This window comes from Paenibacillus sp. FSL R5-0378 (assembly GCF_038009285.1).
Lineage (GTDB): Bacteria > Bacillota > Bacilli > Paenibacillales > Paenibacillaceae > Paenibacillus_AQ > Paenibacillus_AQ favisporus.
Map to the genome: position 1 here is coordinate 4,236,062 of NZ_JBBPAY010000001.1, position 12,056 is coordinate 4,248,117.

Genomic DNA, 12,056 nt, shown 5'->3' on the forward strand with positions numbered 1-12,056 from the left:
TAAGCGATGATTGTTCTCAAACTGCTCGGCATTACGCTGCTCTTTGTGGCCGTGTTTATATATGATTTTTCGAGTGTGGAGCCGAACAAGAAAAAGGAACGGGCAGCCATTGCCGTCATTACCTTCACCGGGTGGGTAGTAGCGGTCATGCTGTTATTTGCTCCCGGCTTGCCCGGTCCGACCGAATGGATCAATCAAGTGACCAAACCGATCTGGGTTATCTTTTATCCCGAAGGTTAGGAGGGGGACGGCGGAATGGATAAGGAGAAAGTTTCGAATCTTCAACTGTGTTTGATGATGTACCTGATGATCGGCGGGACCTCCATACTTGTCGTGCCTTCTTTTACCGCGATGTATGCCAAACAGGATATGTGGATTTCGCCGGTCATCGGCTCTGTCTTCGGTTTCTTCAGCGTGACGGTCGCTTGGCTGCTGTATCGGAGAAATCCGGGGCTTACGATGATCGAGCAGACGCAGCGCCTTTTTGGGAAGTGGGCCGGAAGCATTCTGGGCATCGTTTTCCTCTTATTCCAAATCGACGCGATCGGCTTGATTACCCGGGAATACGCCGAATTCATCGTACAGGCGTTTCTGCCCAAAACTCCGCTGGTGATGATTATCGGGTGTATTGTATTGACATGTTCATTTGCCGTCCGGTCCGGCGTGGAAGTGATTGGACGATTCGCGCAAATATTCGGTCCGATTTTTTTGTGCTTTGTCCTGGCGATTTTTCTGTTTCTTCTGCCGGAATATCGCTTTCCCAACATGCTCCCCATTCTGGGGACCGGAATCAAGCCATCGCTCAAAGGATCTTTAGAGCCTTCGGTTTGGTTTATGGAATTCATCTTTATTTCATCGGTCTACCCGTCCGTCCGAAAAAAAGACAACGGCCTCAAGGGTGGGCTGTTTGCCGTATTTCTAATGATGATCACGATGGTCATCACGAATTTTACTTGTTTGTTTTTGTTTGGGGAATCGACTGCCAATCTCACCTTCCCGTTCCTGTCTGCTTCGCGCTTTGTGAATATCGCTGATTTCTTTTCGCATGTGGAAGCCATCGTGATGGCGCTGTGGATCCTCGGGGGCTTTGCGCAAATTTCGATGTGGTATTACACGCTTGCTTTGGGAACTGCCCAATGGTTAAAGATGACGGATTTCCGTCTACTGGTATTTCCGGTTGGGCTGCTGATCGGTGTGTTCAGTATCTGGGTGGCTAAAAATTTCCAGCAGATGCTTCATTATTTTCCCACTGGGGGAACGGGCAGTTCCATCATCGCTTTGCTGCTGCTGCCGATCCTTATACTCTTGGTCAGCCTTGTCCGCGGAAGCGGAGCTCGGAAATAAACTTTTTTCTTCGTCCTTCGCAAAGAAATGTCGATCCGGGAATATCTCTCTCGTCGTCTTATATAGGCAGCGTTATAATGCTGTATATGACGATGAGGAGATGAAGTTATGAAGTATTTGTGTTTGGGTTACCTGGAACCGGATCTGATGGATGCCAAACCCCAGGATGAAATCGACAGAGTGATGCAGGAATGCAAGCCCCATCTTGAACAGTTGTATCACAGCGGGAAGGTGCTTCTCGACGCCGGCCTGGACAAGGCCGCGACGACCCTGCAGCGCAAGAACGGAAAGCTGAGAATGATGGATGGCCCATTTACCGAATCAAAGGAGCTGATTGGCAGCGCGTTTCTGATCGAAGCTGAGGATCTTGAAGATGCGGTCCGTGTGGCATCTCTTCATCCGGCCGTTCAGGTGAGCGCGGGCGAATCGTTTGGCTGGCGCATCGAAATTCGCCCGGTACATCATTTTGAATTGTTCAGTCCAGAGGGATAACTTTCGATTTCATTTATTTACTTAACTTCACTTTTACAAAAACGGCGCCCGCGACCGAAGCCGCCGCCAAAACCGCTGCAAACAGCGAGGCACCCAGGGAGATGCTGGTCATATCGATCACAAATCCTGTTCCGATCGGCAGCAGTGCGGCAGGTACATAACCTCCGATATTCAGTACCGCGTTGGCTTCGGCGCGGCGGTGTACCGGGACATGCAGGCTGATCAGCGTCAGGCCTCCGAGCTGCCCTAATCCCTGTCCTGCACCGGCAAATACAGCGGCTATAACCAGCAACACGGGTGCCGACTCAATGACAGCAGCAACCAGGCATATCATGGACAAAAGGGTTGCCGCACTTCCCAGGAGAAACAGGCTCCGAACCGGCAGCCTTTTGACAGCGAATTGTATTCCCGTCGCCGCCAAGAACATGATACAGGCCGTTCCTCCAGCTACCAAGGGACTGGTCACATGAAGCAGTTTGGACAGCAGTGACGGACCCAGCGACAGCACAAAGGAAGTCGAGGTAATGCCTGGAGCAAACGCGGATATTCCTAAAGCTAAATGCAGGCGATTTTGCTTAGGAACTGTTGGGAAGCGCAGTTTCCATCCTTCGCGTGCAGGGTGCTGTCGGGAGGGGAGGCGGGCTGCCACCATGAAGGCTGTTGCCAAAATGATCAGCTGAGTGGTAAACACCGTGACAACATGATGCGCAACAAATTGGGCCATCATTCCAGCCAGCAAAGGCCCCAGCCCGGCTCCGAGGACCATGGCCACGGAGGCGGCAAGGGATGCCAGCTGTTTTTTACTGTGTCCGCCAGTGTCCACTACAGCAGCCATGCCTGCGGAGACGATGACGCCGACGGCTATGCCTGTCAGCAACCGCGCCGCCATCAGCATGCCGACCGAATCGGCCGAAGCAAACAGCACACAAGCCGCCACCGCTGCTAATAGACCCGGATACAGTACGGCCTTGCGTCCGAAGCGGTCCGATAATTGGCCGGCCGCGAGCAGAGTGCCGAGCAGACCCAGAATATAAGCGGCAAAAATAACCGTCAACGTTCCATTCGAAAATCCCATCGCCGTCTGCCACTCCACATACAACGGCGTTGCTGAATTGGACAGCATAAATACGGCGGTTACGATCCAGGCGGTAATCCAGATGCGGCGTGTTGATACGCGGGAATCCTCCGATGCCTGAGGAATTTCCGCGTTTTTTGCATGATCGATCAAGGTAATCTCCTCCTATTCAACCAACCCTTGAATGTGTGCAGGGCATCCTTGTTGTCATGCATTTAGAATACGTTATAATAGTTTATAACTGAAATACACATTAGTAATAGAGGAGATAACCATTAGGTTATGATGTTGAGTGATGAATTTAAACTTGAATCATCTGAATGTCTTTGTGGCAGCCGCCGAGAAAATGAACATTACCGAAGCGGCGAAAGCGTTGTTTATATCCCAACCGGCTGTGAGCAAAACGATTAAACAGCTGGAAGATGCGCTGCAAGTGAGGCTGTTTGTCAGGGATAAGCAGAAGGGGATCATGCTGACCGATGTGGGCAGGGAGATTCTGATATTGGCCAGGCAGATGCAGTCCATTGAAAATCGTATTTTCCAGGCAGCCAGCCGAGAGAACCAGCTGTTGACCGGAAAAGTCAAAATCGGCTCGTTTCCTGCGGCGTCGACCCTGTTGCTCCCGGAGGCGATCTCCAGGTTCCGGGCCAAGTACCCACAAGTTCAAATCGAGCTGTGTGAGGGGGTATCCGACCAGATCAAGGAATGGGTTACCGACCGTACCGTGGAAATCGGGCTCGTCGCTTCTCCGTTTGCGGGCTTTGAGCATCATAGCCTGGTTCAGGATCACATGGTGGCCGTCATTCCGGACGATCATGAGCTGCACAATATAGAGATTGTGGATCTCGGAAAATATGAGCAAGACATGATTTATTGTAAAGGCGGACATGAGGCGGCGTTGAACAGTGCAGTACAACAGCACCATTTTAATCTCGAAAGCAGCTTGACCGTCCAAACCGCCGAAACCCTGATCCAGATGGTCCGCAGACGACTCGGGATCGGTCTTGTTTTCGATTTTACGCTGTCTTCCGTGTCCCATGAACTGATTGTAAAGCCCATTACGCCGGTCATCACCAGGGAGATCGGGATCATCGCGCTCTCATTTGCGGAGATTTCACCAGCGTCCATGGAGTTTGTTCGAATGATGAAAGAATCATGAAACAAGCCGCTTCCGGATATGCCGGAAGCGGCTTGTTTGTTAATCTATATTCAATGGATAGCTGGGCTGGACGATAACTCCTTAACGGCTGCTCTGACGATTCTCAACAGATTTCATGCGGTTTTGTTCGTCGGGCGCGCGGTCATGGCCGAATTCCTGGCCGGCTTCCATTTCAGTGTGTCCCGACTGGCTGCGGGCGAAATCAGTGAATTCCGCCTTCTGCTCATCTTGCTCATGCTTTTGTTTCAGTATCTTTTTCGGATCTTGGGTTGTCATGGGGAAAGCCTCCTCGAATTCAAATTCACTTTCTTATTATTACCCGCCTCGATGTTTGGCAAACTTATGCTTCACTTATGCTTCATATGTGTAATGATGGGGCATAGATTTTGCTATATGAAAAAAGTAAGCGAAACAAAGGTTTTAAATATTTTGCATATGGAGTAGGGCGTGTTAGCATGTCGTTGAGTAGGAAAAAGGGGATTTGATCTATGATTCGTCTCTTTTTGTGTATCGTTTGCATACTTTGGCTCAGCTCATGCGACATCATGCCGGGCTCTTCAAGAGAACAAGCGAAGGAACAATCGGGGGTGGAAACGGTGACTCAGCAATTCATACAAGCGGCGGAAGCAGGTGATCTTGAGGCGGTACAGAACCTGCTTCAGGACGGAATCGAAATGAACGCACAGGATGAGCGGGGCAGAACGGCCGTCATGGCTGCGACGTACAACCATCAGACGGAGATGGTCCGGCTGCTGATCAGCAAAGGGGCGGACATCAACATCAGGGATCATCTGCTCAACAATGTATTTCTGTATGCCGGAGCTGAGGGAATGCTGGATATCGTCCAACTGGCGATCGACGCAGATGCAGATACCAAACTGACTAACCGCTATGGCGGGACGGCGCTGATCCCCGCTTCTGAACGGGGGCATGTTGAAGTGGTCCGGGAGCTGTTGACCCGCACCGATATCGATGTCAATCATATCAACCGCCTGCACTGGACGGCTTTGCTGGAAGCGGTCATTTTGGGAAACGGCGGGGAGAAGCATCAGCAAATCGTCCGGCTGCTGGTCGATCATGGCGCGGATCGGGAGATCGCGGATGCGGAAGGCATCACTCCGCTGCAGCATGCCAAAAGCAAAGGTTATCACGAAATCGCCGCAATACTGGAACGAGCAGGTTCGTAACTTTCAGCAAATCCGCTAAAATAATGCATGTGATATTCCATGCGCTAAAGAGCGAACGGTCAGTACCGTTCGCTTTTTCTGTACCTATCAAAGATGGAGGTGAGCAAATGTCCATCCGCATCAAGCTTTTATTGTCCTATACCGGCATGCTGCTCATCAGCCTGTTGGTCTTTGCCATGACGGCGAGCCTGTTTACGATCGCGGCGACGGGCGACGTGCACAGCCTGCGCGATTTTTACAAAGTCCACTATCAGCTCAATCCGCTGACGGAACAAGAAGAATCTATTTTTTTGGAATTGAAGTATCTTGCCAAAAATGAGCCGGATCGATTACAGGATCAGCAGCTGCTGAAGGATTTCGATTTCAAGCTCAAAACGGTCAGAGCCGGGCTGTATGTACGCCGTGAGAGCGGACGCATCTACCAGTCGTATACGTTCAACCAGCCTGAGCTGGGACGCCATCTTCCGCCTTATGACCTGAACAACAACCAAATTCGCAGTACGTTTAATATCGGTGAGCGTTTTTATGCGTACGCCAAATACGACTTCCCTTACTCGGACGGCCAGAAAGGCAGTGTGTTCGTCATTCGCGAGCGGAGTCCGTTTGGCGAAGTCACGAGAAAGCTTCTCCCGGCATTCGTCATTAGTTTGGCAGGCATTATCGTGATATTCAATGCACTGCTCTTTCGCTGGATTACGCGCAGCGTTGTTAAGCCGCTGGACCGGCTTCGTCACTCGGCAGAGCACATTCAGAGGGGCAATTTGCAGTTTTCGCTTGAACCGAATACAAAGGATGAGATCGGACAGCTGAATGCAGCTTTTGAAAACATGCGGAAAAGGCTTCAGGAGTCGGTTCAGCTGCGGCTGGAGGATGAGGCGAACCGGAAGGAGCTCATCTCGAACATTTCACATGACCTGCGGACACCGATCACCAATATTAAAGGCTATATTGAAGGCATTCGAGATGGAGTGGCGGATACACCCGAGAAAATGAACAAGTATGTCAACATCATTTATTCCAAAGCCGTTGACCTGGACAAGCTTGTGGATGAGCTGTTCCTGTACTCCAAACTGGATCTGAAACAGGTGCCGTTCACGCTTGTGGCGGTTGATATCGTCGATTTTCTGGACGACTGCATCGAGGAGCAGCGATACGTTCTGGAAGAGAAGGGAGTGGTCATCGGATGGGCTCATCGGCCCATTCCGCCGGTCAACGTATTTGCCGACCTGGAAAAAATAAAGCGTACCGTGCTTAATATAATCGGGAACGCTCAGAACTACATGGATAAAGAACATAAGAACATTCATATTTCCGTACATCCCGAACGGGAATGGGTAACCGTCGAAATCAGCGATAACGGGACGGGGATTCCGCAAGAAGCACTGCCGCATATTTTCGAACGATTCTACCGCGCCGAAGCTTCGCGGAATTCTTCAACCGGAGGCAGCGGTCTGGGACTGGCCATAGCCAGCCAGATCATTGAGGGGCACGGGGGCAGGATCTGGGTGGAAAGCGAGGTAGGTGTTGGTACACGCGTGTTCTTCACGCTGCGGCGTACCACATACGAAGGAGGGGAAGGCAGACATGGCCGGCAGCATTCTGATTATTGAAGACGAGACGACTATCGCGCAGTTGGAACGGGATTATTTTGAATTGAACGGATTTCATGTAGATTTGTGCCATCATGGAGACGAAGGGCTGCAGCTTGCTCTTGAAACGGATTACCATCTTATCATTGTCGACCTGCAGCTGCCGGGATTGAACGGTTTTGAATTATGCAGCAGGATCAGGCAGGCAAAGGAAGTTCCGATCCTGATCGTCTCCGCCAAAAATGAAGAAATCGATAAGATACGCGCATTTAACCTGGGGGCCGACGATTATATTACGAAGCCATTCAGCCCGAGCGAACTGGTAGCCAGGGCAAAGGCGCATTTGACCCGGTATGAACGGCTCATGAGCAGGCATGAAGCGGCCCACAAAACCGAAATCCATATCCGCGGCCTGGTCATTGACCAGGCGGCACGCCGGGTGTACGTCCGCAATAAGGAGGTTATATTTACTTCCCGTGAATTCAGCCTGCTCGAATTTTTGGCCAGTCATCCGAACCGGGTATTCAGCAAAAGCGAGCTGTTTGAACGGATTTGGGGCATGGACTCGAACGGGGATATCGCGACCGTCACCGTACACGTACGGAGACTGCGGGAGAAGATGGAGGTCGATCCGTCCAACCCGCAGTATATCGAAACGGTATGGGGAGCGGGATACCGGTTCACCGTCTAACCGATTTAATAAATTGTTAATATAAAGTTTCGATTTTGTTTATGCCGGGTTTCTTGGCCGTTTATCCGTCTCGTTTACGATAGGGACATGACAAACACCAATCCATCTATGGGATTGAAGGAGGAACCATCGATGAATAAACATGCTAACAAACTGGCCGGCTTGATGCTGGCCGCAGCTTTGGGAACAGCCGCCTTGCCTATCGGTGCCGTGCATGCCGCAGACGATTCAAGGGCGCTGGGAGAAGGAGATATCAGCCAAGCAGTCCGTCAGTTATCGCAGCTTCATATTATGCAGGGGTACGAGGACGGTTCACTCGCCTTAGAACAGCCAGTCACACGTGCGGAGCTGGCCAAATTGCTTACCCTGACGTTTAGTCTGCAAGGTGCGGATCAGGCACAGCAGGGATTCACGGATGTCAATCCGCAGGCATGGTATTCGAAATATGCCGCTGAAGCGGCAGCACAAGGGATCATGCCGGCAAATGATGGCCGTTTCGAGCCCCGGGGAACCGTAACGAAAACGGAACTTGTACAGATTGTAACCAAAGCACTGAAGCGGGATGCGAAATCCGTGGAATACTGGGCTGAAAGCCTTGATCCAGGCAGCGGTCCGGTCACTCGCGGAGAAACTGCGTATTTACTGAATATGGCGCAGCGGGCGATCCCGTCGGACAAAGCCAAAATCACCAGCATCCGTTCCTTAAATGCGATTACGCTGATCGTGACGTTCGATGCGCCTTTAACGGCGGACAACGAGGCATTTACGAAAGCGAAAGAAGACTTTGCCTTCACCGGCGGTCTTACGTTAACCAATCTTCCGCGGCTGAAAACGGGTTCCATCGCTACTTATATTGTACCAACCTCCGTTCAGCAGCTGGGTGTCCAATACTCCCTGACCTACAGAGGAGCAAACGCGGGGACTTTTACCGGGAATGCAGACAAGCTGAACATGACCGAGGCCAGACAGGTAACCAATGATACGTTTGAGCTGGAATCCCTACAGGCGAACGGTGTGGTAGACTACGGATATGTCATTTCCGCGTACAGCACCGGCCGGGGAGCGACTGCCTTCATCCTCGACGAAAACAACCGCGCCAATGGCAAAACCTATCAGATCATTTCTTCCGGACAAGCCAGGGAGGTAACGATCACGCCGGAGGGCGGACAACCGATGGTCGCTAAATATGTACCATTCACGCAGTCGACCGATGGCAGACAGGAACCGAAATTCCGCCTGCCTGAGGGCAAAACCTTGACTCCGGGCGTCACCTATACCGTGACTTCGGATTGGGCGCAGATGGAACGCCCGTCTTTCGTGGCGCAGAGCATCGCGCCGCTTGACATCGTCGGTGCCGAAGCCGTGAGCGAGACTTCCATTACGGTTACGCTGTCGGAAGACCCGGGAGACGAGCTGTTCTCGGGCCGCAGTGTCGAGCTGACGGATGCGGAAGGGCATAAGCTGACCGCCGCCTATAAATACTCCAGCCGCAAAGGGGCCGTGGGTATCTTCGATCTTGCACCAGACAGCAAACTTGTGAAAGGCACGACCTACACCGTCACGCCGGTGGGTGAATGGGCCGGTTCTTCCCAGACTCCATTGACAGCGAATTAAATCTTATACGCCTTTTGCTCGTTTCGGCTGCCGGATGTCCGGCAGCTTTTTACTTTTCTTTAACGCTTAAGTTTAATAGGATCACTGTTAGCTGTGAACAGATAACGAGCAAAGGGTTAGGCCGTTGACACACGATAATCCTGTAACTATAATAGTTACATAACTGATTTGTTACTAATATGGTTACAATTAAGATCATAATGGGACAATAAGATCATAACGTTACATTGGAGGAATCAAGATGAAATTATTAGTTACCGGAGCCACAGGGAAGCTTGGCAGAAAAGTAGTGGAGACCCTTTTGCAGACTGTCCCTGCCAGTCAATTGGCGGTCAGCGTGCGCAACCCGGACAAGGCTGAAGATCTTCGGGCCCGGGGTATTGACGTCCGCCATGGTGATTTTGACGTGCCGGAAACATTGGATAAGGCCTTTGCCGGGATTGACCGGCTGCTGATCATTTCCGCGGATGGAGACAACGAAACCCGGATTCGGCAGCATACGAATGCGGTGGAAGCTGCCGCACGAGCCAAAGTTGGTTTCATCGCCTACACGAGCTTGGGAAATGCAGCTGAGAGCAAGCTGTTTCTTGCACCACCTCATCAAGCAGCAGAGCAAGCGATTTTGAAGACGGGCATTCCGTATTCGTTCCTGCGGAACAACTGGTACCTGGAGAATGAGATTCCGAGCATTCAGGGGGTTCTAGCCGGAGCACCATGGGTGACGTCCGCAGAATCCGGCAAGGTTGGCTGGGCGCTGCAGCAGGAGTATGCCGAAGCAGCTGCAGCTGTTTTAGCGGGGGAAGGTCATGAGAACACCGTGTACGAGCTGTCAGGCAAACTGCTGACACAAGCGGAACTGGTGAATGCGCTGGGCGATGTGCTGGGTAAAGAGGTACCGCTCCAGCAGGTCGACGACGAACAATATGCTGACATCATGAAACAAGCAGGAGTTCCGGAGTTTGCCCTCCCGATCGTTGTAGGCATTCAGCAGGGGATTCGTGAGGGGCAGCTTGAGATCGAAAGCCAGGATTTTGAGAAGCTGCTTGGACGTCCTTTAACGCCTATTGCAAAAGCACTGGATCAGATCGTAAGCGGACTTAAATAAGTGAGCTTCGATCGTTGGCCATGATCTTGACATGGCATGAAGAAAGCTGCAGAACCAACAGGTCTTTTATGACCCGGTCTGCAGCTTTTTTACTGGTGTGAAATCTAGTGGTCTCACTCGTGTTCATCTCTCTTAGTTTCCGTCTGTTTTATCGGGAAAGCTTCTTCTTTGGAAACGCGAATCCGTTCCGGCGGAAAGTGTTTTTTGAAGTATTTCAATACCCGATGATGGATATCTTTGTCGTACCAAGGCGTTATTCCGTGCTCCCCGAAAAGAGCTGGCATACCGAGTCTGGCTGAACGCTTACCAAGCATACCGTCTCCTATCAGTAATGTATCGATCCATAAGTAATCTGCAATTCCGCTTAAAGTCTTGGGGAAATCAGGTGTGAACGGCAGTACCGGCGAGATGGAGGCCTGCGTTCGGATTCCTGCTTCACGAATTTCCTGCAAAGCACTAAGACGGAGGCGAATACCAGGTGCCTGAGGGGCAAAAATCCGCTTCATATCCTCCCGGTCGGTCTCCACGGTTATGGATACCAGCAGTTCACATTTGTCCTTAAGCTGAGTCAACAAGTCAATGTCTCTTGTGATGAGCGGCCCGCGCGTTTGAATTTGCAGCGAATCCGGCGGATAGCTGATCATTTCCTCGAGAATCCCCCGGGTTATGCCCGCTTTGCGTTCAATAGGCTGATAAGGATCGGTGGCGGATGACATAAAGATATGAACGGGTTTGTTTTTCTTCCGCAGCTTTAATATCTCCTTTCGGTAATTTTCCGCCGCGTTCGTTTTGACCTCCAGCCAGGTTCCCCAGGGCATGTCTTTAAATTTCTGGATGGGCATTTCCCTTACATAACAGTATTTGCAGGCAAAGGCACAGCCGCTGTATGAATTTAACGAGTGGGTGAACCCCACATCCAAGTATCCTTTTACTTCGGTGAGGATGGTTTTGGCCGTGATTTCCTTCGTTTCGATGTTCATATCCACAGCTCCTTTCCCCTATTGTAACCGATGTGGCGGAGATTTAGGGAGAGAACTCGCCTTAGTTAACATAATAATTATTACGTAACCTTCGCATGTTCATGTAAAATTGGCAGAGCTGCATTTGCAAAATGTTTTACAGCTGCTCCATTTTTTTTGGGTAAATAAGCCATCATCTGTCTTGTTTATTTCGTACCCTGAGAGTGTCTTCTCATTTGATTCGTCGAGACGATAATACAGCCAGTAAGGAGAAATAGTGATGAGAGTAGATATTGATTTCGGGAAGCCCCATACAGCTGCTTGGGATGCCAACACGACCTGCGGAAGGGCATTTGAAGCGTTTCGTACCGCATTTGAATACGGTGAAACGGCGGATTTTCTCGCGCTTGTGACTGACGATTTCCGTTTTTCCGTACCCTTGCCGTATGACGATTGGAAAGAGCCGCAGTTCGGAAGGCAGCGGTTCATCGAGTTGGTCCAATTTGAAAGGGAAGTGCTGCAAGTAGCGTTAACCCCGCAGTTTCAGCTCTTTGATTCACAGTACGGAGTGGTCGTTTTTCGAGCAGAGGGTCTGCTCAGTAACCAACCTTATCACAACGTACTTACCGTCGTGTTTGAATTTGAAGACGAATGGATTAGGTCCTTCCATGAATTTGTCGGGATGCCGCTGAAAAACTACTGAGTGCTGAATATCGGAATGTCCGGTGATGGTCTCCGTACGCCTCGGAGGGCTTCAAGACCCGTTACGAGGAATTCCCTGATGAGAATCACAGATCGGCCATGCCGGTCTTGATGAACCGGGCGATTCGGATAGCGTCTG

At 51.0% G+C, this 12,056-nt stretch carries 13 protein-coding genes; 10 read left to right on the forward strand and 3 right to left on the reverse strand.

Annotated features, from left to right (window positions below; genetic code table 11):
• Window positions 1–6 precede the first annotated feature (6 nt).
• The 3 genes from MKY74_RS19695 (at window position 7) to MKY74_RS19705 (ending at window position 1,836) form a co-directional block, all read left to right on the forward strand.
• Window positions 7–240, forward strand: a complete 234-nt coding sequence (locus MKY74_RS19695) for a hypothetical protein (RefSeq protein WP_076166003.1) — start codon at window positions 7–9, stop codon at window positions 238–240.
• Window positions 241–255: 15 nt separating this feature from the next.
• Window positions 256–1,344, forward strand: coding sequence for a GerAB/ArcD/ProY family transporter (locus MKY74_RS19700; RefSeq protein WP_076165999.1), 1,089 nt, complete (start codon window positions 256–258; stop codon window positions 1,342–1,344).
• A gap of 108 nt (window positions 1,345–1,452) precedes the next feature.
• On the forward strand, window positions 1,453–1,836 hold the full coding sequence (locus MKY74_RS19705) for a YciI family protein (RefSeq protein WP_076165995.1): 384 nt from the start codon (window positions 1,453–1,455) through the stop codon (window positions 1,834–1,836).
• 13 nt (window positions 1,837–1,849) lie between these two features.
• On the opposite strand, the gene MKY74_RS19710 is transcribed toward MKY74_RS19705, so the two are convergent.
• Window positions 1,850–3,064: an MFS transporter gene (locus MKY74_RS19710; RefSeq protein WP_084203692.1), complete on the reverse strand. Its 1,215-nt coding sequence runs from the start codon at window positions 3,062–3,064 to the stop codon at window positions 1,850–1,852.
• Between the two features lie 142 nt (window positions 3,065–3,206).
• Here MKY74_RS19710 and MKY74_RS19715 point away from each other — a divergent pair, with 142 nt between their 5' ends.
• Window positions 3,207–4,070, forward strand: a complete 864-nt coding sequence (locus MKY74_RS19715; RefSeq protein WP_076165990.1) for a LysR family transcriptional regulator — start codon at window positions 3,207–3,209, stop codon at window positions 4,068–4,070.
• 81 nt (window positions 4,071–4,151) lie between these two features.
• On the opposite strand, the gene MKY74_RS19720 is transcribed toward MKY74_RS19715, so the two are convergent.
• Window positions 4,152–4,346 carry a hypothetical protein gene (locus tag MKY74_RS19720; protein ID WP_076165985.1) on the reverse strand — a complete coding sequence of 65 codons (195 nt, stop codon included), beginning with the start codon at window positions 4,344–4,346 and terminating at the stop codon, window positions 4,152–4,154.
• Window positions 4,347–4,666: 320 nt separating this feature from the next.
• Here MKY74_RS19720 and MKY74_RS19725 point away from each other — a divergent pair, with 320 nt between their 5' ends.
• The 5 genes from MKY74_RS19725 (at window position 4,667) to MKY74_RS19745 (ending at window position 10,256) form a co-directional block, all read left to right on the forward strand.
• Window positions 4,667–5,257, forward strand: a complete 591-nt coding sequence (locus tag MKY74_RS19725) for an ankyrin repeat domain-containing protein (protein ID WP_089550202.1) — start codon at window positions 4,667–4,669, stop codon at window positions 5,255–5,257.
• Window positions 5,258–5,364: 107 nt separating this feature from the next.
• Window positions 5,365–6,867: a sensor histidine kinase gene (locus MKY74_RS19730; protein WP_076165981.1), complete on the forward strand. Its 1,503-nt coding sequence runs from the start codon at window positions 5,365–5,367 to the stop codon at window positions 6,865–6,867.
• Window positions 6,842–7,537, forward strand: coding sequence for a response regulator transcription factor (locus MKY74_RS19735; protein WP_076165977.1), 696 nt, complete (start codon window positions 6,842–6,844; stop codon window positions 7,535–7,537). The genes MKY74_RS19730 and MKY74_RS19735 overlap by 26 nt, the downstream gene beginning before the upstream one ends.
• Before the next feature lie 132 nt (window positions 7,538–7,669).
• Window positions 7,670–9,151 (forward strand): S-layer homology domain-containing protein, encoded by a 1,482-nt coding sequence (locus tag MKY74_RS19740; RefSeq protein WP_076165974.1) that lies wholly within the window; start codon window positions 7,670–7,672, stop codon window positions 9,149–9,151.
• A gap of 241 nt (window positions 9,152–9,392) precedes the next feature.
• On the forward strand, window positions 9,393–10,256 hold the full coding sequence (locus tag MKY74_RS19745) for an SDR family oxidoreductase (RefSeq protein WP_076165970.1): 864 nt from the start codon (window positions 9,393–9,395) through the stop codon (window positions 10,254–10,256).
• Between the two features lie 113 nt (window positions 10,257–10,369).
• Here the strand turns inward: MKY74_RS19745 and MKY74_RS19750 are convergent, their stop codons facing one another.
• Complete coding sequence (locus MKY74_RS19750; RefSeq protein ID WP_076165967.1) at window positions 10,370–11,236, reverse strand: SPL family radical SAM protein; 867 nt, start codon at window positions 11,234–11,236, stop codon at window positions 10,370–10,372.
• Between the two features lie 259 nt (window positions 11,237–11,495).
• On the opposite strand from MKY74_RS19750, the gene MKY74_RS19755 reads away from it, so the two are divergent.
• A complete protein-coding gene (locus MKY74_RS19755; protein ID WP_076165963.1) occupies window positions 11,496–11,918 on the forward strand; it encodes a nuclear transport factor 2 family protein in 423 nt (140 codons plus the stop codon).
• Window positions 11,919–12,056: the final 138 nt, after the last annotated feature.

Excerpts from the sequence above, each read along its gene's own strand:
- MKY74_RS19735 (WP_076165977.1), top strand. The coding sequence starts at position 6,842 with ATGGCCGGCAGCATTCTGATTATTGAAGACGAGACGACTATCGCGCAG.
- MKY74_RS19715 (WP_076165990.1), top strand. The coding sequence starts at position 3,207 with ATGAATTTAAACTTGAATCATCTGAATGTCTTTGTGGCAGCCGCCGAG.
- MKY74_RS19695 (WP_076166003.1), top strand. The coding sequence starts at position 7 with ATGATTGTTCTCAAACTGCTCGGCATTACGCTGCTCTTTGTGGCCGTG.
- MKY74_RS19730 (WP_076165981.1), top strand. The coding sequence starts at position 5,365 with ATGTCCATCCGCATCAAGCTTTTATTGTCCTATACCGGCATGCTGCTC.
- MKY74_RS19750 (WP_076165967.1), bottom strand. The coding sequence starts at position 11,236 with ATGAACATCGAAACGAAGGAAATCACGGCCAAAACCATCCTCACCGAA.
- MKY74_RS19705 (WP_076165995.1), top strand. The coding sequence starts at position 1,453 with ATGAAGTATTTGTGTTTGGGTTACCTGGAACCGGATCTGATGGATGCC.
- MKY74_RS19755 (WP_076165963.1), top strand. The coding sequence starts at position 11,496 with ATGAGAGTAGATATTGATTTCGGGAAGCCCCATACAGCTGCTTGGGAT.
- MKY74_RS19745 (WP_076165970.1), top strand. The coding sequence starts at position 9,393 with ATGAAATTATTAGTTACCGGAGCCACAGGGAAGCTTGGCAGAAAAGTA.
- MKY74_RS19700 (WP_076165999.1), top strand. The coding sequence starts at position 256 with ATGGATAAGGAGAAAGTTTCGAATCTTCAACTGTGTTTGATGATGTAC.
- MKY74_RS19720 (WP_076165985.1), bottom strand. The coding sequence starts at position 4,346 with ATGACAACCCAAGATCCGAAAAAGATACTGAAACAAAAGCATGAGCAA.
- MKY74_RS19740 (WP_076165974.1), top strand. The coding sequence starts at position 7,670 with ATGAATAAACATGCTAACAAACTGGCCGGCTTGATGCTGGCCGCAGCT.